The sequence below is a fragment of the Teichococcus aerophilus genome (assembly GCF_014490485.1).
Taxonomy (GTDB): Bacteria; Pseudomonadota; Alphaproteobacteria; order Acetobacterales; family Acetobacteraceae; genus Pseudoroseomonas; species Pseudoroseomonas aerophila.
This window is the reverse complement of sequence record NZ_JACTVA010000070.1, coordinates 1-19,983: the sequence shown is the minus strand read 5'-3', so window position 1 is coordinate 19,983 and position 19,983 is coordinate 1. Positions and strand designations below refer to the sequence as shown.

Sequence of the window (19,983 nt, the reverse complement as noted above, 5' to 3'; positions counted from 1 at the left end):
TGGCTGCTGGAGGACGCGCTGTGACCCCGCCCACCAACCGCCCCCCCTCCAACCGCCCCCCCTCCAACCCCCCGGCGTCCAGTCCCTCGGCATCCAACCCCTCCGCGTCCAGTCCCCGGGCGCCATACCCGCCCACGCCGAACCCTCAGCCGCTCGACCCTCAATCGCCAGGCCCGCGACCCCGCCACGCCGCCGCCCCCGGCTGGGCCGACGAACCCTCCGCCGCGCCCCCGCGCCCCACCGCCCTGGCCGAGCCACCACTCAACCTCGGCCCCGCCATCCTGGAGCTGGACCCGGAAAGTCCCGGCCTCGGCGGCCCCATCCAGCACGGCGTGCCCGCCACGCTGGACCTGCCGATCGAGCGGCCACCCTCCTGGTTCGGCGCCCTGGGCCTGATGGCCGGCGCCACCGGCGCGCTGGTGCTCGGCACCTTCGGCCTCGGCCTCGCGCTGATGCTGCAGGACCTGTTCGCCACCTCGCCCATCCTCGGCTGGCTCGGCATCGCGCTCGGTGCCGGGGCAGGGGGCGCCGTGCTGCTGGCCCTCGGCCGCGAATGGCGGGCGCTGCGCCGCCTCAAGGCGCTGGATAGGCTGGCGCTGGACCTGCGCACCACCCCCGGCGCCGCCGCGCCTCCCGCCGCGCTCCGCGCCTGGGTGCAGGACGTGGCGCGGCGCCTGCCCGAAGCCGCCCCCGCCGCTGCGCAGATCCTGCGCGCCACCACGCTGGACGAAGCCCGCGGCCTGCTGCGCGCCACGCTGTTCCCGGTGCTGGATGCCAAGGTGAAGGCGCTGGGCTGGCAATCCGCCCGCCAGGTCTTCGTCGTCACCGCCATCCTGCCATCCCCGGCCATGGACGCCGCCGCCATGGGCATCCTCGGCCTGCGGCTGATGCGCCAGGTGGCGGTGCTGCACGGCCTGCGCCCCGGCACCGCCATGCTGTGGCGCCTGCTGCGCCGCCTCGGCATCTCCGCCGGCCTCGCCGCCGGCACCGACCTGGTGGCCGAGGCCGGCTTCGAGCAATTCATGGAAGGCCATGCCGCCAAGCTGGCCGGCGGCGCGGCGGGCGCCACCATCGCCGCCCGCCGCATGCTGCGCCTCGCCGGGGCCAGCGCCGCGGCGTGCCGGCCGGAGGGTGGTCAGCGCTGAGGGAAGGCCGGGGGAAGGAATTCCCCCGGACCCCCATCTTTTTTCTGTCAGTTAGGACAAGGCTGCGGGCGGGCGCCCAAAGGCGCAGCTTCAATGATCCAAAAGGCCGTGCGGGCTGAACCCTGAGTCGCCGAGGGTCCAAGGCGCTTCGGCGCACCGTGATTTCGCGCCAAGAACAACCCCCAGCACCGCCGCCAAAAACACCGCAAAAAGAAAAGAAGGGGGGCCCGGGGGGAATTCATTCCCCCCGGTTGCGACCCCACCCGCAAGCACCCCCTTCCTAAACCGCCCACTTGGTGCATCAATCCCCCCTCGGTGTCCTGCGTCGAACTCGCGTCCCGTGTTGAGAGGTCCATCATGAACTACGTGCCCAAGCCCAATGACATCGCCGGCCTGATCGAGGCCGATCGCGCCCATGTCTGGCACCACCTCTCCCAGCACAAGCAGTACGAGACCGTCGATCCGCGCATCATGATCGAGGGCCGCGGCATGCGCCTGTGGGACGCGAAGGGGCAGGAATTCCTCGATGCCGTCTCCGGCGGCGTCTGGACCGTCAATGTCGGCTACGGCCGTGAATCGATCGCCGATGCGGTGCGGGAGCAGCTGGTCAAGCTGAACTACTTCGCCGGCAGCGCGGGCAGCGAGCCCGGCGCGCGCTTCGCCCAGAAGCTGATCGAGAAGATGCCGGGCCTGACCCGCGTCTATTATTCGAACTCGGGGTCCGAGGCGAATGAGAAGGTCTTCAAGATGGTGCGCCAGATGGCCGCGCGCCATCACGGCGGCAAGAAGTGGAAGATCCTGTTCCGGGAGCGTGACTACCACGGCACCACCTTCGGCGCCCTGGCCGCCTGCGGCCAGCCGCAGCGCGCCGCGCATTACGGACCCTACCCGGATGGCTTCATCGAGGTGCCGCACTGCCTCGAATACCGCAACCAGTACCCGGATGCCGCCGATTACGGCCTGGCCGCCGCCAACGCGATCGAGGACGTCATCCTCCGCGAAGGCCCCGACAATATCGGCCTGCTGTGCCTGGAGCCGGTGACGGCCGGCGGCGGCGTCATCACCCCCCCCAAGGGCTACTGGGACCGGGTGCAGGAGATCTGCAAGAAGTACAGCATCCTGCTGCATATCGACGAGGTCGTCTGCGGCATGGGCCGCACCGGCGCCTGGTTCGGCTACCAGCAATACGGCATCAAGCCGGACTTCGTGACCATGGCGAAGGGCGTCGCCTCCGGCTACGCCGCCATCTCCTGCACCGTCACGACCGAGGCGGTGTTCGACATGTTCAAGGACGACCCGTCCGACCCGCTCTCCTACTTCCGCGACATCTCCACCTATGGCGGCTGCCTCGCCGGCCCGGCGGCGGCGCTGGAGAACATGCGCATCCTCGAGGACGAAGACCTCCTCGGTAACACCACCCGCATGGGCGAGCGCATGATGGCCAACCTGCACAACCTGATGGAGCGCCACCGCGCCATCGGCGACGTGCGCGGCGCCGGCCTGTTCTGCGGCGCCGAGCTGGTGGCCGACCGCCAGACCAAGGAGCCGATGGAAGAAGCCAAGGTCGCCGCCGTGGTCGCCCACTGCATGAAGGAAGGCGTCATCATCGGCATGACCAACCGCTCCCTGCCCGGGCTGAACAACACGCTGTGCTTCAGCCCCGCGCTGATCGCGACGCCGGACGATATCGACCAGATCACCGGCGCCGTGGACCGGGCGCTGACCTCGGTGTTCGGCTGAGGACAGGAAGGCCGGGGAAGGAATTCCCCGGGACCCCTTCTTTTTTCTGGCAGTTTTAAGTGCGTTACGAGGGCCAAGGGCGGCGCCATGAGGCGCTATGTTAAAGCGTGATCGTCGCAGGTTGAATTAACCGGAGACGTGAATCACGCGATCAAACGCGTGCCGAAAGTATCGCAGGCGAGCCTTGGTGAGCTGGACATGCTTTAGGCATCTCAAAGCCACACGCGCTGAACCATCAGTCGCCGGAGGTCCATGACCTCCGGCGCGGCTACGAGCGGGGGAACCCCTCCAGAAACCACGCCCCTGAAAATTCAAAAAAAGAAGATGGGGGCCTGGGGGAATTCCTTCCCCCAGCCTTCTCCCCCCACCATGGGGAGTGACAACCCCCACCCAATCGCCATATCGCAAAAGCGAGATGGAGGTGATGCATGGCGGATGACCAAACCGAACTGACCCTGCGCCTCCACGCTTCCATCGCCGACATCCCGGCCCTGGAGTGGGATGCCTGCGCCGGCACTGGCAATCCCTTCGTCAGCCACGCCTTCCTGCTGGCGCTGGAGGAATCCGGCTCCGTCAGCGCCCGCACCGGCTGGCTGCCGCAGCACATCGCCTTGCGGGACCCGAATGGCCGCCTGCTGGCCGCCGCCCCCGCCTACGCCAAGAACCATTCCTACGGCGAGTATGTGTTCGACCACGGCTGGGCCGACGCCTTCCAGCGCGCCGGCGGCCAGTACTACCCCAAGCTGCAGGTGGCCTCCCCCTTCAGCCCGGTCCCCGGCCCGCGCCTGCTGACGCGCGATGGCCTGCCACCTGAAGCCCTGGCCGGTGCCCTGGCGCAGGTCACGCAGGAACTCGGCCTCTCCTCCTGCCACGTCACCTTCTGCACGGAAGCCGAGTGGCAGGCGCTGGGCGAAGCCGGCTGGCTGCAACGCCTCGGCACCCAGTTCCACTGGCACAACAACGGCTACGCGACGTTCGACGACTTCCTCAACGCCCTCTCCAGCCGCAAGCGCAAGCAGATCCGGCGGGAGAGGCGGGACGCCCAGTCCGCCGGCCTCACCTTCCGCGCCCTGCGCGGGGCGGAGATCACGCCCCGCCACTGGCGCGCCTTCCACCGCTGCTACATGGATACGGTGGACCGCAAATGGGGCAGCGCCTACCTGACCGAGCGCTTCTGGCCCCTGCTGGCCGAACGCCTGGGGGACCGCGTGGTGCTGATGGTGGCGGAGCGGGATGGGGAGCCGGTGGCCGGCGCCCTCAACCTCGTCGGCGCCGATGCGCTGTACGGCCGCAACTGGGGCGCGCTGGAACAGGCGCCCTTCCTGCATTTCGAGCTCTGCTACTACCAGGCGATCGACTTCGCCATCGCCCACGGCCTGTCCCGTGTCGAGGCCGGCGCCCAGGGCGAGCACAAGATCCAGCGCGGCTACCTGCCCGCCCCCACCTATTCCGCGCACTGGATCGAGCATCGCGGCCTGAAGCGCGCCGTCGCCGCCTTCCTGGAAGAAGAGCGTCCTGCCATGCTGGAGAACATGGCCGAGCTGGCCACCCTCTCCCCCTTCCGCCAGGACGACTGACCACCACCATGCTGACCGCGTATCTGCAACTGGCGTCCTCCATGGCGCTGGTGGGGGCCAATGTCGCGGTCGCCAAGCTGCTCGCCAACGCGCTGCCCATTGCGCTCATCGTCGGCCTGCGCTGCCTGCTGGCCTGCATCGTCCTCTGGCCGCTGGCCCGCTGGCGGGAAGGCGCCATCCGCCCCTCCCGCGCCGCGCTATGGAATCTGGCCTTGCAGGCCGCCCTCGGCACGCTGCTCTACAACGCGGCACTGCTCACCGGCCTGCGCTACACCACGGCGCTGGAAGCCGGGCTGGTGCTGGCCACGCTGCCCGCCGTCATCGCCCTCGGCTCCGCGCTGTGGCTGCGGGAGCGCCTCGCCCCCCGCCAATGGGCCGCGGCAGCGCTGGCGGTCGGCGGCATGGCCGCCATCACCCTGGCCCGCACCGGCCCCAGCGCCGGCACCTCCGGCGGCAACCTGCTCGGCAACGGCCTCATCTTCATCGGCGTCTGCGGGGAAGCCGCCTATGTCCTGCTCGCAAAACGCCTCTCCGGTCGCTTGCCGGTCATTACCGCCAGTTTCTGGATGCAGGCCTTCAGCACGCTGCTGGTACTGCCCTTCTGCCTGCCGGTACTGATGGGCGTCGCCGCCCTGGCGGACCCGGCGCTCTCCGGCCTGCTGGTCTTCCACAGCCTTACCTCCAGCGTGCTCTGCCTGTTGCTGTGGTACGCGGGCCTGCTGAAAGCCCCCGCCGGCATCGCCGGCATCTTCACCAGTTTCCTGCCGGCGACCTCCGCCGTGCTCGCCGTCCTCGTCCTCGGTGAGCACTTCACCCAGTTCCATCTGGCCGGCCTCGCCCTGATGCTGTCCAGCATCCTCCTCGCCACCTGGCCCTCCCGCGCGCGATGACCCCCTGGCTCACCTGCACCGGCGCCGAGCTGCTGGCGGCCGAGCCCGCCGCGCTGGCCGCGCGCCTCGCCGTCACTCAATCCCGCCGCTACCGCGAAGTGGGGCCGGAGCAGATCGACGCCTGGACCGCCACGCTGCAAACCCTCCGCGCCGTCGTCGACCAGCCCGGCGCCGCGGCCTGGACCATCCTGCTGGAATACGACCTGCTGCGGCTGGAACGCCGCATCGACGCCGTGCTGCTGACCGACCGCACCATCCTGGTGCTGGAGTTCAAAGCCGGCGCGACCACCTTCCGCCCCGAGGACATGCGCCAGGTCGAGGACTACGCGCTGGACCTGCGCGACTTCCACGCCGGCAGCCGCCACCACCCCATCCTGCCCGTGCTGGTCGCCACCCACGCCCCGCCGCCGCGCAACGACTGGCCTCTGCCGCTACCCGGCGTCACCCCCGTGCTGCGCGCCAGCGCCGCCACCCTGCCAACCCTGGTGGCGGAGACCCAACGCCACTTCCCGCCCACCACACCCGCGCTGGCTGGCCCCGCCTGGATCGCCGCCCCCTACCGCCCCGTGCCTGGTATCGTCGACGCCGCCCGGCTGATGTTCGCCCGCCACGGGGTGGAGGACATCGCCGCCGCCCGCGCCGACACCGCCAACCTCACCCTGACCACGGACGCCATCCGCGCCGCCATCGCCACCGCGTGCCAGCACGGCCAGCGCCTCGTCCTGTTCGTCACGGGCATTCCGGGCGCCGGCAAAACCCTCTGCGGCCTGAACATCGTCTTCAGCGAACAGGCGGAAGACGCCGCCTTCCTCACCGGCAACGCCCCGTTGGTCGCCGTATTGCGCGAGGCCCTGGCGCGCGACGCCCGCGCCGAAGGCCGCCGCCAGCCCGCACGCCAGGGCCGCGGCTTCCTGCAGAACGTGCATCGCTTCCTCGAAGCCCATATCCGCGACGCCACCAACCCACCGCCCGAGCACGTCGTCGTCTTCGATGAAGCCCAGCGCGCCTGGGACGCCAGCCAGGCCACGCGTGACACCCAGCGCCGCCAATCCGTGCTCAGCGATTCCGAACCCGCACATATGCTGGAGATCATGTCCCGCCCACCCGGCTGGGCCGTCATCGTCGCCCTCGTCGGCCACGGGCAGGAAATCAACACCGGCGAGGCCGGCCTGGCCGAATGGGGCCGCGTCATCGCCGCCTCCAACGGCGCCTGGCAGGCCCTGGCCGCCCCCCGCGTCATCGGCGCCGCCGAGCCCGCCCAGTGCCTCTCCCCCACACCCGCGCCCTGGCTGCGCGAGGACCCTTCGCTGGACCTGACCGTCCCTATCCGCTCAGTGCGGGACACGCACGGCGCCGCCTGGGTCGATGCCGTCCTCTCCAACCGGCCGGAGGACGCCGCCCGCATCGCCACCCAGGCCCCGCCACCCTTCTTCCTGACGCGGGACCTCGCCGCCGCCCGCACCGCGCTGCGCTACCGCGCCCGCGGCCTGCGCCGTGCCGGGCTGGTCTGCTCCTCCGGCGCCCGCCGCCTGCGCGCCGACGGCCTTGGCCACGTCCTGCACGGCGCGGACGACGCCGTGCGCTGGTTCCTCGACCGCTGGCCCGACGTGCGCGCCTCCGACGCCCTCGAAGTCTGCGCCACCGAATATGCCTGCCAGGGCCTGGAGCTTGATCTGGTCGGCCTGGCCTGGGGCGGCGACTTCATCCACGGACGCGCCGGCTGGCAAGCCCGCGCCTTCGCCGGCAGCCGCTGGAACAGCGTGAAGAAAGCGCAGGAACAGCACTTCATCCGCAACACTTACCGCGTGCTGCTGACCCGCGCCCGCTACGAAACCATCATCTGGGTCCCACCCGGCGACCCCGCCGACGTTACCCGCCCGGCATTCGAATTCGACACCCTGGCCACCCACCTCGCCACCTGCGGTGCGCAGCCTTTGCCCGAGGCCTGGACGATGGCTGAACCGCCCGCTGCGGAACTCGCATTGCTGTAGCGGGTGCGCTACCCGCACCGGCAGCAAGGCCGGGGAAGGAATTCTCCGGACCCCATCGTCTTTCTGCGGGTTTTGCTGGGTGCTGAGATTGGGGCCTTCCGAGAAAGTCATGGAAGCGCTGTTGGATTGAGAGGGGCGCCGCCCCTCTCAAACTCTCCCCGCCAAAGGCCTGAGGCCTTTGGAAACCCATCTGGAGGGCACGTTCGGATAGAACGCAATCCAGGCTAAGGTGCTGTAAAATATATTCGTTATTCAAAAGACAGTTTCGCAGGATGCGCTAACGATGTCCGCAACGGATATGTCGCCAGCGCGCCAACACACCAGACAGAATTGAAACGCTAACCCAACCAAGCCAACCCAAACTCGCAGAAAAAAGAAGGGGCTCGGGGAATTCCTTCCCCGACCTTAACCCTGCCTCTTCGCCACCTCAGCCCATCAAGCCAAAGGCTTGGACAGTGCTTCCTGCAACCGCGCTTCCTGCTCATTGGAGAGCGAGGTCCGCAGCACCTTGCCCTGGATACCGGAGAGTTCCGCCAGCACCTTGTCCGGCTGTGCCTTGCGCACCAGCACGAACAGCGCCGAGGAGTTCACCGGGATGGTCTCGCCCAGCGACTTGATGAAGTCGTCGTCGATGCCGTAGTCGCTGAGGGAGCCGGACAGCGCGCCGGTCCCGGCACCGATGGCGCCACCGATGGCGAAGCCCGCCAGCGGGTTCAGGAACAGCAGCCCCACCAGCGCGCCCCAGAAGCCGCCGGAGGCAAGGCCGGACACCGCGCCTACCGCGGTCAGGTTCAGGCTCTGCTTGAGATGGACCTTGCCGGATTCGTCACGGACGACGACGACCGCGTCCTCCAGGTCGATCAGGTATTCCTTCTTCAACTGCGCCAGCTTCAGCAGCACCTTGTCGGCTTCGTCAGGTTGCTGGAAGCCCACCACGATCAGATCGGACATGCGCGTCTCCTGTTTGTGTCTGGGGGCATCGGCATCGCAGCCGATGACCAAGCCTCAGCTTCGCCGCGCGAGCGCGCCGACCGCAAGCGGAACCCCGCCACCATTATTGCTTTCGGCGGCGGGCGTGCCAGCCTGCGCGACCTTGGCACAGTCCAGCACGGCCTCGCGCAGGGAGGCGACAAGGGCATCCGCCCCCAGCGACCGGCGGAGGTCATCGTCGCGCTGCGCCTGGTCGTCATCCTGCCACATGCCAACCAGCATATGCGCGTCCGGCGCCTTGCGGCGCAGCCGCTGCAGCAGGTAGCGCAGGTTGGACGGCACGCCCCGCAGCTCGACCGAGCAGACGCAGATCATCCGCACGCCCGTCACTTCCAGCGTGGCGATCTCGCGTCGGGACACGGCGGCGTAGGGCACGACGCGCGCGCCCATGCCATGCTTGCGCAGGATCTGCGCCAGTAGGATCGCCGAGATCTCGTCCAGCGGCCCACGGCCGGCGATGCACAGGATGCTGCCCTCGGCGCGCCATTCCTCCGGAATTTCTTCCGGGTCCGGCAGCTTGGGGCGCGGCTCGCGCGGCAATTGCTGCTCGGCGGCGGAAAGGCGGGTGGCGCGGGTGGCCTGCTGCTGCTGCGGCGCCGGTTCCACATCCGTGTGGTCCTGCAGCCCCTCGACGAGGTCGATCACGGCCTCGCGGATACGCTCGAGCTGCGAGGCGGTGACGACCCCGCGCCGCACGTCGGCGGCCGCCAGATGCAGGCCCTTGAGCGCCACTTCGTCGTAGTAGGAGCAGAGCGAGCGCTCCTTCAGCAGCACTTCCGCTTGTTCCTGCGCCTCGTCCGGGTCGCCGGCCAGGGCGCGCTGGTAGAAATTCTCCACCGGCGTCAGTGCCGGCCTATCGCCCAGCAGGACGTCCAGGAACTCCAGCCGGTCCACATGTCGTCCCATCACCACCAGGCACAGCGTCAGCGGCGTGGCCAGCAGCAGGCCGATGGGGCCCCAGATCCAGCTCCAGAAAATGGCCGAGAGCACGACCGAGACGGGTGAGATGCCGGTGCTGTGCCCATAGGCCAGCGGCTCGATGATATGGCCGACGATCGGCTCGATCACCACGAACAGCGCAGCGGTCCACAGCACCATCGACCAGCCGGGATCGACCGCGGCGGCCAGCGCCATCGGCAGCAGCGCGCCAAGGATGGCGCCAACATAGGGCACGAAGCGCAGCAGCCCGGCCAGGATGCCCCACAGGATCGGGCTGGGCAGGCCGATGCCCATCAACCCGGCGGTGATGACCATGCCGAAGCTGGCGTTGATCGCCACCTGCGTCAGGAAGAACCGGCTGAGGCGGTAGGCCGCATCGTCCATCGCCACCGTCGTGCGGTGCAGGTCGCTGGAGCCGAACAGGCGGATGACGCGGTCGCGCAGGTCCTCCCGCTGCAACAGCACGAAGATCGTCACGATCAGCACGATGCCCAGATGCGCCAGCGGGCTGAGCACCGGGGAGAGGTAAGTCGCCGCCATCTCCATCGGCGAGGGCTGCGGCTGGTGCACCTCCACCGGCAGCGGTGCCGCCTGCTGCGCGGGCGCGGGCTGGGTCGGCGCTGGCTGGGTCGGCGTGGGGGCCGGCGGGGCTGGGGCCGGGGCTTCCCGCCGCGCGGTGCTGCCGGCCCGGTCCACCAGCGCGTTGATGCGGCCGATGGTCATGTCCTGGATGGCATCGACCTTGCGGGAGATCGTGCTCTGGTAGCGCGGCAGGCCCTGCGCCAGCTCCGCCAACTGGCTGCCGATCAGCCCGCCAATGGACAGCATGACCCCCAGCGCGAACAGCACCGCCAGCACGATGGACGGCACCCGCCCCAGCCGCGCCTTGCGCAGCAGGCGGATCAATGGCCACAGCACCAGGCTGAGCAGGAAGGCCAGCGTGATCGGGATCAGTACATCGCGGGCGAGGTAGAGGCCGGCGATGACCACCACGCCGCCGGCCAACGTGGTCAGGTTGCGCGTATCAGGCATGGAGGCCGGCGTGACCTTGGCTGCGCCGAGGGAGCCCAGGCCGCTGGCGCGGCGGCTCGATGAAAAAGGCGCCCGAGGAGGTGCGTCCGGCATGAAGGTCAGGCGTCCCGGCTGGAGGAATGCGTCTTCTAACGCGCCAGACCCGCTTAAGGCGGCAAGCCGCGCGGAATTTTACCGCTACGCCGCTGCTGGCGGGCCGCGCGCTCAGGCGAATACCTTCTGGCGCATCCGCGCCCGCTGCCAGGTGATGGCGACGACAAGTGCCAGTAGGGCGGCCGAGATGGCGGCGACGGCCGGGTTAAAGGCGCGTTCCACCGTATTGGCATAGACGATGGCGGCCAGGGCCCAGGCGAAGGCGGCGGCGTACCAGGGCGCGCCCTTGGTGGTCCACAACACGCCGAGGGCGAGGCCGGCGGCGGCCAGCAGGATCAGGATGGCGGCCAGGGTACCGGCTGCGCCATCGGCGCGGATGGCGCCGGTGATCAGCGCCGCGCCCGCGATGTTGGCGAAGGTGGCGGCGGAGATCCAGCCGGCCAGCATGCCGGTGAGGGGGTGGATGATCCAGTGATCCACCCAGCCGGAGGCCGGCAGGCCGCGGGAGACATAGAGGGCGGTCAGTACGCAGCCGAGCGCCAGCAGCATGACCACCACCAGGTGCCAGCCATTGCCGGTCAGGGAGGAGAGGATCATCCACAGGTTGCACAGGGCGAAGACGCCGGCCAGCGGCCAGCCGAGGCGTCGGGCGGCGACGCTGTCCCGCCCCGCGGGGATGGCCTGCCAGATGCCCCAGGCGATGGCCAGGGCGAAGAGCAGGCCCCAGATGGAGAAGGCGTAGCCTGCGGGGGTGACGGCGGTCTCGCTGGCGGCGGACATCTGGGCCTGGGTCATGCCGATGCCGAAGACGGGGGCCATGGCGCCGGCCAGCGGCTGCAGCAACGGCAGGACGAGGTTGAGGCCGGTGCGGATATTACTGCTGGTCATGCTGCGTGGGTCCCCCTTCTGTGGGCGGCAGGGCAACGCACCAGCCGGGCAGGGGTTGGCGCAGAAACGAGAAAGGGGACCTTGCGGTCCCCTTCCGGATCAGGCGGCTTCCTGGTGCGGGATGCCTTTTTCGTCCAACAGGGCGGTGAGTTCCCCGGACTGGTACATCTCCATCACGATGTCGCAGCCACCAACGAATTCGCCGGCAACGTAGAGTTGGGGGATGGTGGGCCAGTTGGTGAAGGACTTGATGCCTTCGCGGATCTCGGCGTCCTCCAGCACATTCACGCCTTTGAAGGGGACGCCGATGTGGGAGAGGATCTGCACCGTGCGGGCGGAGAAGCCGCATTGCGGGAAGACCGGGGTGCCCTTCATGTAGAGCACCACGGGGTTGTCCGTGATTTCGGCCTGGATGCGGTCGAAGGTCGGGTTGCTCATCTCGTGCTGTCCTTACGGGGCGACAGAGGGGGCGGAGGTCTGGAGCGCAAGGGCGTGCAGCTCACCGCCCATCCGGCCGCGGAGCGCGGCGTAGACGAGCTGGTGCTGCTGCACGCGGGATTTGCCGCGGAAGGCTTCCGACACGACGGCGGCGGCGTAGTGGTCGCCATCGCCGGCCAGATCCTCGATCGTGACCTGGGCGTCGGGGAGGGCTGCTTTGATCAGCGCCTCAATTTCCGCGGGCTGCATCGCCATGCGTGTCGCACTCCAGAGCAGGGGTGGCGGGAGGGGAAGGGAGCCTCCCGCCGGTTCAAGTTAGCGAGCCATCAGGGCCGGCAGGAAGCGCTCATGCGCGTCCCGCAGGCTTTCGAGCGATATGGCCTCGGCACCCGGGAGAACCAAGGCCTTTCCGCCGGTGCGGCCGATGCGGCGGGCCGGGATGCGGGCGGCCTCGGCCGCCGCGAGGAAGGCCGTGGCATCGCGGGTGGCGATGACGTAGCGGGACTGGTCCTCACCGAACCACCAGGCGTGGGCGGGGATGGTGGCCGGGCCTTCCGACAGGGTGGCGCCGGTATTGCCTTCCAGGGCCATTTCCGTGACGGCGACCAGGAGGCCGCCATCGGCGATGTCGTGGCAGGCGGCGAGGGTGCCGGTGGCGATCTGGGCGCGGATGAAATCACCGGTGCGGCGCTCGGCCGCGAGGTCGACCGGCGGGGGGGCACCTTCCTCCCGCCCGGCGATTTCGCGCAGCCAGAGGGACTGGCCGAGGTGGCCCACCGTGTCGCCCACCAGGACGAGGTCCTGGCCTTCGGCGATGGCGTAGCCGAGGGCCTTGGAGACGTCCTCGATCACGCCCACGCCGCCGATGGCGGGGGTGGGGAGGATGCCCTTGCCTTCCGTCTCATTGTAGAGGGAGACGTTGCCGGAGACGACCGGGAAGTCCAGCGCGATGCAGGCGGCACCCATGCCGCGGACGGCGGCGGCGAACTGGCCCATGATCTCCGGCTTCTCGGGGTTGCCGAAGTTCATGTTGTCGGTGATCGCGAGCGGGAGGGCGCCTGTCGCGGTGATGTTGCGCCAGGCTTCGGCGACGGCCTGCTTGCCGCCTTCCTCCGGGTCCGCCGCGCAGTAGCGGGGGGTGCAGTCGGTGGTGATGGCGAGGGCGCGGTTGGTATCCTCCAACCGGACGATGGCGGCGTCCGCGGCGCCGGGGCGCTTGACGGTCTGGCCACCCACGGTGCTGTCGTACTGGTCCCAGATCCAGCGGCGGGAGCAGAGGTCGGGGGAGCCGATCAGCTTCAGCAGCGCGTCGGCGGGGCCGGTGCTGTCGGGGATGCCGGCGGCGTCCAGCAGCTTTTGCTTCGGGGTCTCGGCCGTGGGGCGCTGGTAGAGGGGGGCCTCGGATTCCAGGGGGGCGAGGGGGATGTCGGCCTCGAGCTCGCCGTTATGGCGGATGACGATGTGGCCGGTGTCGGTCAGGTGGCCGATGACGGCGAAATCCAGCTCCCACTTCTGGAAGATGGCTTCGGCGATGTGCTCCTGGCCCGGCTTGATGATCATCAGCATGCGTTCCTGGCTTTCCGAGAGCATCATCTCGTAGGCCGACATGCCGGTCTCCCGCTGGGGGACCTTTTCCATTTGCAGCTCGATGCCGACGCCGCCCTTGCCGGCCATTTCGACGCTGGACGACGTGAGGCCGGCGGCGCCCATGTCCTGGATGGCGACGATGACGTCGGTCGCCATCAGTTCCATGCAGGCTTCGATGAGCAGCTTCTCGGAGTACGGGTCACCCACCTGGACGGTGGGGCGCTTTTCTTCCGAATCGGCGGTGAATTCGGTGCTGGCCATGGTGGCGCCGTGGATGCCGTCCCGCCCCGTCTTGGAGCCCACGTAGACCACGGAGTTGCCGATGCCGGCGGCGGCGGAGAGGAAGATGCGGTCCTTCTGCGCGATGCCGACGGTCATGGCGTTGACCAGGGGGTTGCCGTTGTAGGACGGGTGGAAGTTGACTTCCCCACCCACCGTCGGGACGCCGACGCAGTTGCCGTAGCCGCCGATGCCGCGCACCACGCCATCCAGCACCTGCTGGGTCTTGGGGAGCGACGGGTCGCCGAAGCGGAGGGCGTTGAGGTTGGCGATGGGGCGGGCGCCCATGGTGAAGACATCGCGCAGGATGCCGCCGACGCCGGTGGCGGCGCCCTGGTAGGGCTCGATAAACGAGGGGTGGTTGTGGCTTTCCATCTTGAAGATGGCGGCCAGGCCTTCACCGATATCGATGACGCCCGCGTTCTCACCCGGGCCGTGGATGACCCAGGGGGCCTTGGTGGGGAGCTGCTTCAGCCAGTGGCGGCTGGATTTATACGAGCAGTGTTCCGACCACATGACGGAGAAGATGCCCAGCTCCGTCAATGACGGCGCGCGGCCGAGGATGGCGAGGACGCGCTCATACTCATCCGCTTTCAGGCCGAATTCGGCGGAAAGCTGCTTGGCGCGGTCGGGGGCGAGGAGGACGGGCGTGGACATGGGGGCGTTGTCAACAGGCGCGGGCCAGTTGTCCAGTAGCCGTTTCATCAGAGGTGGTATCGGGGCGGCGGGAGTTGAAAGCGCGGCGGCGGTTTTGGGGGGCTTGCGCGGTTCGGCCAGCCGAGAGGCGGGCGGCCGGGATGGGGGCCGCGCGGGGTGGCGCGGGGCGGTGGCGGGCAGTTGGGGCGTGGGGCCGGGGCGGACGTTCATGGCCAGCCGAGGCGGACGGAGCGGCGGATGCGAGCGCGGCCCGCAGCATCCCGGTGCAGGCGTTGCAGGGCGGCCAGGAGGTGGGCGTGGCGGGTTTTGTGCCCGTATTCGCCGGGCGGCGGCGGGACGATTTTCACGCGGGAGAGGGTTTCGGACAAAAGCGGGTTGGGCAGCAGCCAGGGCGGGCCGGGCAGGGCGCGACGCAGGTTGAGCTTCCTGATGAGGACCAGGAAGGAGAGGCCGAGGATGCGGTGGGCGCGGCGGCAGGCTTTTACGATCTGGTCCTCGATCTGCCGCAGGGGGTGGTTGGGGGCGGCATCGGCCAGGGCCTTGAGAAGATTTTCCCATAGACCGGCGTGGGTGAGGCGGCGGAAGTAGCGGGAGACGGTATCCGGCTTGCCGTACTTCGCGGGGAGGGTGTGCCAGGGCGCGGCGGTGGCGGCGATGTGGAAGATGCCTTCCATGCGCTGGCGCAACTCGCGGATGGGGCGGCCCTGGGGGGAACGGGGGAGGAGGTAGGGGAGGAGGGTGGAGAATTGGAGGGGGGTAATGGATTCCACGCGCCTTCGCCTCCTAAGCTGCCAAGGCAAGCGATATCATTTTTGTCCTGCGATGTAAAGGAAAATATTCCTTTTCACTGAGCCTGCCTTACTATACCAAGCTAGTTTACGAGTATTCTTTCTGGAACAGGATATGTGCTCTTTTGACAATCATCAGCAAAGTTAAAACAAAATGAATGTATATAAACGTACAAAATGAGGCCGCGTAAATTACAGGTGACGGGTATATGAATAAAATTATGAAAATGAATAGGCTTAGGCAGCAAAAAAGCACCAGATAGGATATATTCGAGTTTATTTGACCGAGAAGTTTCTTTCTCAAATCATCCTTGTCTTTCGATATTTGTATAAGTTTTGGGTCAGAAGAAATGTCTAATTTTTTTAGGAAAATACCAAACACTGCAACCTGTATATTAAGAAGTAGCGCAATGAATATACCGAAAAATGTTATAGATACATTGTAAAAATCTTTGTCGATCCGTAGATCAATAAAATTGGCGGACGCCGCAATGGCTGCAGGGATGAGATAAAATATTATCAGATCCCAAAAGGAAATTTTCCCAGTCCCGAAATTAGTTAGAGTTCTAAGATGGTCAAATAATATTTGAGATATATCAATTTTCATGACTACGCTTCCGAGGCGGCGTCATAAAAATCTGCAAGGATACCGTCTGAAAGTTCACACATAGATTCATATGTCGGATGTCCATTAGGACCTCTTTCGACGTCATCAGATAGGTCAATCACGCCAGCATCGCTGCTAACCCCAAATAGACCAACGCGACGTACACGACGTCCTACACGTACATCAGCATAAGCCTCATTAAATTCTAAACCTTCATACTTCAAGACAGATCCAGTTTCCTTTGGCATTGATTTCATTAGTTGAGAAAACAAACCGAGAAATTTTCTTGGTCTGGCTGTGAACGAAAGTTCATAGTCGATTTGATCATTGTCCGAATCTCCGAAATATTCATTAGCGATGTCACTTGGGGCTCCTCTTTTGATCAATCGAAGTCGACGAACTGGCAGTCCTGCACTAGAAGATCCTAAACTATTCGCCAAAAGTTTTTGGTATTTAAAAGAGAGTCCTTCGTTTTCTTCTTCGAATTTTTCCTGCATCTCGGACATAGCCATTTGGACGCAGGAACGTCCCTGAAAAGATTGGAAAAGAAAGAATAATTTGTTGCTATTTTTAGGAAGCCAAAATTCATAGAACAGAGGAACTTCCTCGGCGTCATTTACTCCCCTCTTAAATTTAGTCTTTTTTGTTTGGGTATCAACAAAATCCGACTCAAATCCAAATGTTCCATACTTTATGTGGCCTCTGCTTCCTCCCCCTTCTGTCTTATCTATTTCCAAAAATCGCCAGCTTCTTTCCTTCTCAGAATTATGAGAAGAAGAACTTTTAAATTTCACAAAACTTTCTAGGAATTTCTTGGGAGGGACAGAGAATTCATCAGATGTATGCGGCAGGCAAATCTTCTCGCCTTTTTTGTGAAAAGTTACTTCATAGACTCTTGCGCTGATGGTTGCGGTCACTCTCTGCTCCGGCATCTGTGGCGTTTCCGGAATATCTCAACACGAACTAATTTTTGTGGGAAGAACGTGATTAGCGATTCATGGGAACTATTACTGAAACAGCAATCGGAAGGTGCAGGAAACTCAGTTTCCTGCCGGGGTGCAGGGGCAGGGCCCCTGTCTCTCCCTTTCAGCCATACACAATCATGGCCACCCCACGCCCTTCGTCTGCCCATAGATCTGCCCCGTCATGTAGCTCGACGTGCTGCTGCGAGTTCAACATAGACCGATGCGAGTTCCACCGGCTGGCCGGGGCGCCCCAGCGGCGTGGTGCTGCCGGAAGTCTTTAGGCCTTCTCTCGTCTGGCCGCCGGCTACCTGTAGGGGCGTCCAGAACAGCTCGGGGGCGACGCCGTTGGCGCGGATGCCCTTATCGATGGCCTGCTCGGCAAAGGCCTGCACGAAGGCCTCGTTAGCGGCCTTGGTGCAGGCATAGTCGATGATGTTCTGCCCCCACCGGTCCGCGTTGACCGGGGAGGCGACAATGATGGCGCTGCCCGGCGGCAGGTGGGGCATGGCTGCCTTGGTCAGCCAGAACATGGCGTAGACGTTGGTCGTCATGGTCTAATCGAGCCCCCGACCTTGCTGCTTTGCCAAGCGTTAACCCACCAGGGCTTGGGCCAAACACAGCGGAACGTTACGGTAGTCGTGCAATCTTCGGAGTAATTGGGATGAAGATGGCAAAAGGCCGTCGCGGCGGATGAAGGCGTTGATACTGACTTCGATGCAGCCGTCCTTTGGGCAGGAGCATCGGGTGGGGATCGCGCATCGGTTCCAGGTGTTTCTGGATGCGGTTTCCCAGGTCTCGGACGCGGTGCGGGTGGTGCATATCGTGCCGCCGGAGATGGTGGCGGCGCAGGGGGACGGGGCGGCGCTGTCCCGCCAGCAATCGGATTATTGGGGGCGGCGGGTCGAGGTCTCGTTGATCGCGCGGCGGGCGCGGGGGGAGTCGGTGCTCGACCATTATGGGCGTGGGGTGGTGCAGGCGGCGGAGCAGCCGCCGTTTGCCGCCTTCGCCGGGCCGGAGCAGGCGGCGGCGGTGGCGCGGCTGTTGGCGGCGGAGCGGCCGGATTTGTTGTTCGTGCACCGGATGCAGGCGATGTGCGCGTTGCTGCGGGCCGGGCGCGGGGCGGTGCGGCAGGCGGGGCGCGTGTTCTTCGACCTGGATGACGTGGAGCACCGGGTGCAGGTGCGGAGCGTGCTGGCGCCGCCGGTGTGGCCGGGGAAGCTGGCGTATCTCTCTCATATTCCGGCGTTGATGGGGGCGGAGTGGCGCGGGGCGGCGCTCTCGGCCGGGACGTTCGTGTGTTCGGAGCGGGACAGGGCGCATCTGGCGCGGCTGGGGATGAAGCGGGTGTCCGTGGTGCCGAATGCGCTGGCGATGCCGGCGGAGGCGCCGGGGGTGTGTGCGGCGCCGACGTTGTTGTTCGTGGGGGCGTATGAGTATCCGCCGAATGCGGAGGCGGCGGCGCGGCTGGTGACGCGGATTTTCCCGCTGGTGCGGCGGGCGGTGCCGGGCGCGCGGCTGTTGCTGGCGGGCAAGGGGGGCGAGGCGCTGCCGGTGGTGCAAGCGGGGGTGCCGGAGGGGGTGGAGGTGCTGGGCTTCGTGCCGGACCTGGCGGAGCTGTATGCGGGGGCGCGAGTGGTGGTGTGCCCGCTGGTGAATGGCGGGGGGACGCGGCTGAAGCTGATCGAGGCCGCGGGGTATGGGCGGCCGATGGTCTCGACGCGGGTGGGGGCGGAGGGGCTGGATTTCGCGGAGGGGCGCGAGGTGGTGGTGCGGGACGACGACGCGGGGTTCGCCGAGGCGTGCGTGGCGCTGTTGGGCGACGACGCGGCGTGCGCGCGGCTGGGGGCGGCGGCGCGGGCGCGGGCGGTGGCGGAGTATGAGGCGGGGAGCGTGGTGGCGCGGGTGCGGGGGATGCTGGAGCGCGGCCTGGGCGTGTGAGCGCGGGGCTGGCCGGGGCGCGGTGGCGCGGGCCTTGGGGGCGCCGGGCCGGGGCGGTGGCGTTGGGTTGGTTGGTCGGCGGGAGGGGTGGACGTCGCGGCCGTTGGAGGCCGCGACGTCTGGCTGGGTGGGCTGGCGGCTTAGAAGCCGATGATGCCGGTGACCCAGAGCAGGAGGACGATGACGCCGGGAACGCCGAGGAACCAGAGGAGGATGGGCATGGGGTCGTCCTTTCGCTGAGTGCAATCCACGGTGCCTGAGGCTCAGGCTTCGCGGGGATAAGCGCGGAAGGATGACAGGCGTTTCATGTTGGGCGCGGATTTCGTGCCGGACGTGGCGTGGGCGGCGGGATTTGGGGCCGGGGCGCGGGGGGCAAGCACGCGGTCGGGGCGGGTTGGGCGGTGGTCTGGCGGGGATGCCTGGCCGCGTGGGTTGGGACGCGGTGGGCGCTGGGCCGGGGCCGGGGCCGGCGGGGCGTGGGCTGGCGATAGGGGGCCGGCGATGGGGGCTTGGGGGATGGCGTCCCCTGGGCCTTTTGCGGGTTAGGGCACGGTGCGTTCCCGTTCGGTCGCGCACCGTGCCCGCTGCCACTGTCTGGTCGCGGGATTCAGGCTGTCGGTGAATCCACCGCCAGCCATCACGCTCTAGGCGTGCGCGAAGGTGTCGGCGATGGAGCGGAAGAGGGGGAGGCCGTCCTCGCCGCCCATCAGCGGGTCCACCAGGTCTTCCGGGTGGGGCATCATGCCGAGGATGCGGCGGTTTTCGGAGACGATGCCGGCGATGTTGTTGCGGGCGCCGTTGCGGTTGGCGGCTTCGGTGACTTCGCCATCCGGGGTGACGTAGCGGAAGGCGACGCGGCCTTCGGCTTCCAGCATGGCGAGGGTGGCGTCATCGGCGAAGTAGTTGCCGTCGCCATGGGCCATGGGGGCGCGGAAGACCTCGCCCTGCTGCCACTGGTTGGTGAAGGGGGTGTCGGTACGCTCCACGCGCAGGTGGCAGTCCATGGAGAGGAAGCGGAGCGAGGCGTTGCGGAGGAGGGCGCCGGGGAGGAGGCCGGATTCGGCCAGGATCTGGAAGCCGTTGCAGACGCCGAGGATGTGGCCGCCGCGGGCGGCGTGGGCGCGGACGGCGTCCATGATGGGGGAGCGGGCGGCCATGGCGCCGCAGCGGAGGTAGTCCCCATGGCTGAAGCCGCCGGGGAGGACGACGAGGTCGGTGCCGGCCGGGAGGGCGGTTTCCTGGTGGAACAGCATCGTCGGCTTCTGGCCGGTCGCCTTCTGGAGGGCGATGGCCATGTCGCGTTCGCGATTGGTGCCGGGGAAGATGATGATGGCGGCGTTCATGTCGGTTCGGCCTTCTGGGCGGGCGCGGCGGCGGGTGGGGGGCAGGGCAGGGGGTGGGCCGTGCGGCCCGTTGTCAGCGCGGCTTCCAGGGTGGGC

The 19,983-nt window shown here is 67.1% G+C and carries 16 protein-coding genes; 6 read left to right on the top strand and 10 right to left on the bottom strand.

Going from position 1 to position 19,983, the window contains the following annotated elements:
• The 5 genes from IBL26_RS23220 to IBL26_RS23200 all read left to right on the top strand — a co-directional run.
• Nucleotides 1–1,145 (top strand): DUF697 domain-containing protein (locus tag IBL26_RS23220; RefSeq protein WP_206684295.1); only part of this gene is annotated, 1,145 nt, incomplete at its 5' end.
• A 357-nt stretch (nucleotides 1,146–1,502) separates the two neighbouring features.
• Nucleotides 1,503–2,885, top strand: coding sequence for an aminotransferase family protein (locus tag IBL26_RS23215; protein WP_187786890.1), 1,383 nt, complete (start codon nucleotides 1,503–1,505; stop codon nucleotides 2,883–2,885).
• Between the two features lie 428 nt (nucleotides 2,886–3,313).
• On the top strand, nucleotides 3,314–4,462 hold the full coding sequence (locus tag IBL26_RS23210) for a GNAT family N-acetyltransferase (RefSeq protein ID WP_187786889.1): 1,149 nt from the start codon (nucleotides 3,314–3,316) through the stop codon (nucleotides 4,460–4,462).
• 8 nt (nucleotides 4,463–4,470) lie between these two features.
• Entirely contained in the window at nucleotides 4,471–5,352 is an 882-nt protein-coding gene (locus tag IBL26_RS23205; protein ID WP_187786888.1) for a DMT family transporter, read from the top strand.
• Nucleotides 5,349–7,343 (top strand): DUF2075 domain-containing protein, encoded by a 1,995-nt coding sequence (locus tag IBL26_RS23200; protein ID WP_187786887.1) that lies wholly within the window; start codon nucleotides 5,349–5,351, stop codon nucleotides 7,341–7,343. Before IBL26_RS23205 ends, IBL26_RS23200 begins: the two co-directional genes overlap by 4 nt.
• 435 nt (nucleotides 7,344–7,778) lie before the next feature.
• On the opposite strand, the gene IBL26_RS23195 is transcribed toward IBL26_RS23200, so the two are convergent.
• The 9 genes from IBL26_RS23195 to IBL26_RS23155 all read right to left on the bottom strand — a co-directional run bounded on the left by IBL26_RS23195 (nucleotide 7,779) and on the right by IBL26_RS23155 (nucleotide 17,157).
• Nucleotides 7,779–8,294, bottom strand: coding sequence for a DUF1269 domain-containing protein (locus IBL26_RS23195; protein WP_187786886.1), 516 nt, complete (start codon nucleotides 8,292–8,294; stop codon nucleotides 7,779–7,781).
• A gap of 54 nt (nucleotides 8,295–8,348) precedes the next feature.
• Entirely contained in the window at nucleotides 8,349–10,304 is a 1,956-nt protein-coding gene (locus tag IBL26_RS23190; RefSeq protein WP_241749702.1) for an AI-2E family transporter, read from the bottom strand.
• A 204-nt stretch (nucleotides 10,305–10,508) separates the two neighbouring features.
• Complete coding sequence (locus IBL26_RS23185) at nucleotides 10,509–11,285, bottom strand: hypothetical protein (protein WP_187786884.1); 777 nt, start codon at nucleotides 11,283–11,285, stop codon at nucleotides 10,509–10,511.
• A 99-nt stretch (nucleotides 11,286–11,384) separates the two neighbouring features.
• Complete coding sequence (gene grxD / locus IBL26_RS23180) at nucleotides 11,385–11,723, bottom strand: Grx4 family monothiol glutaredoxin (protein ID WP_187786883.1); 339 nt, start codon at nucleotides 11,721–11,723, stop codon at nucleotides 11,385–11,387.
• Nucleotides 11,724–11,735: 12 nt separating this feature from the next.
• A complete protein-coding gene (locus tag IBL26_RS23175) occupies nucleotides 11,736–11,978 on the bottom strand; it encodes a BolA family protein (protein ID WP_187786882.1) in 243 nt (80 codons plus the stop codon).
• A gap of 60 nt (nucleotides 11,979–12,038) precedes the next feature.
• Nucleotides 12,039–14,246, bottom strand: coding sequence for a phosphoribosylformylglycinamidine synthase subunit PurL (gene purL, locus IBL26_RS23170; RefSeq protein ID WP_187786881.1), 2,208 nt, complete (start codon nucleotides 14,244–14,246; stop codon nucleotides 12,039–12,041).
• A 206-nt stretch (nucleotides 14,247–14,452) separates the two neighbouring features.
• The gene (locus tag IBL26_RS23165) at nucleotides 14,453–15,016 is read right to left on the bottom strand and encodes a transposase (protein ID WP_367615495.1); all 564 of its coding nucleotides are present in this window, start codon (nucleotides 15,014–15,016) and stop codon (nucleotides 14,453–14,455) included.
• A 627-nt stretch (nucleotides 15,017–15,643) separates the two neighbouring features.
• Nucleotides 15,644–16,558: a hypothetical protein gene (locus tag IBL26_RS23160; RefSeq protein WP_187786880.1), complete on the bottom strand. Its 915-nt coding sequence runs from the start codon at nucleotides 16,556–16,558 to the stop codon at nucleotides 15,644–15,646.
• Nucleotides 16,559–16,785: 227 nt separating this feature from the next.
• Entirely contained in the window at nucleotides 16,786–17,157 is a 372-nt protein-coding gene (locus IBL26_RS23155) for an SDR family oxidoreductase (protein WP_206684294.1), read from the bottom strand.
• A gap of 163 nt (nucleotides 17,158–17,320) precedes the next feature.
• Here IBL26_RS23155 and IBL26_RS23150 point away from each other — a divergent pair, with 163 nt between their 5' ends.
• Complete coding sequence (locus tag IBL26_RS23150) at nucleotides 17,321–18,544, top strand: glycosyltransferase (RefSeq protein WP_187786879.1); 1,224 nt, start codon at nucleotides 17,321–17,323, stop codon at nucleotides 18,542–18,544.
• A gap of 644 nt (nucleotides 18,545–19,188) precedes the next feature.
• On the opposite strand, the gene purQ is transcribed toward IBL26_RS23150, so the two are convergent.
• Nucleotides 19,189–19,887 (bottom strand): phosphoribosylformylglycinamidine synthase subunit PurQ, encoded by a 699-nt coding sequence (purQ, locus tag IBL26_RS23145; RefSeq protein ID WP_187786878.1) that lies wholly within the window; start codon nucleotides 19,885–19,887, stop codon nucleotides 19,189–19,191.
• Nucleotides 19,888–19,983 lie beyond the last annotated feature (96 nt).

Excerpts from the sequence above, each read along its gene's own strand:
- IBL26_RS23195 (WP_187786886.1), bottom strand. The coding sequence starts at position 8,294 with ATGTCCGATCTGATCGTGGTGGGCTTCCAGCAACCTGACGAAGCCGAC.
- purQ (WP_187786878.1), bottom strand. The coding sequence starts at position 19,887 with ATGAACGCCGCCATCATCATCTTCCCCGGCACCAATCGCGAACGCGAC.
- IBL26_RS23175 (WP_187786882.1), bottom strand. The coding sequence starts at position 11,978 with ATGGCGATGCAGCCCGCGGAAATTGAGGCGCTGATCAAAGCAGCCCTC.
- IBL26_RS23210 (WP_187786889.1), top strand. The coding sequence starts at position 3,314 with ATGGCGGATGACCAAACCGAACTGACCCTGCGCCTCCACGCTTCCATC.
- IBL26_RS23205 (WP_187786888.1), top strand. The coding sequence starts at position 4,471 with ATGCTGACCGCGTATCTGCAACTGGCGTCCTCCATGGCGCTGGTGGGG.
- IBL26_RS23200 (WP_187786887.1), top strand. The coding sequence starts at position 5,349 with ATGACCCCCTGGCTCACCTGCACCGGCGCCGAGCTGCTGGCGGCCGAG.
- purL (WP_187786881.1), bottom strand. The coding sequence starts at position 14,246 with ATGTCCACGCCCGTCCTCCTCGCCCCCGACCGCGCCAAGCAGCTTTCC.
- IBL26_RS23150 (WP_187786879.1), top strand. The coding sequence starts at position 17,321 with ATGCAGCCGTCCTTTGGGCAGGAGCATCGGGTGGGGATCGCGCATCGG.
- IBL26_RS23190 (WP_241749702.1), bottom strand. The coding sequence starts at position 10,304 with ATGCCTGATACGCGCAACCTGACCACGTTGGCCGGCGGCGTGGTGGTC.
- IBL26_RS23215 (WP_187786890.1), top strand. The coding sequence starts at position 1,503 with ATGAACTACGTGCCCAAGCCCAATGACATCGCCGGCCTGATCGAGGCC.
- IBL26_RS23155 (WP_206684294.1), bottom strand. The coding sequence starts at position 17,157 with ATGACGACCAACGTCTACGCCATGTTCTGGCTGACCAAGGCAGCCATG.
- IBL26_RS23185 (WP_187786884.1), bottom strand. The coding sequence starts at position 11,285 with ATGACCAGCAGTAATATCCGCACCGGCCTCAACCTCGTCCTGCCGTTG.
- grxD (WP_187786883.1), bottom strand. The coding sequence starts at position 11,723 with ATGAGCAACCCGACCTTCGACCGCATCCAGGCCGAAATCACGGACAAC.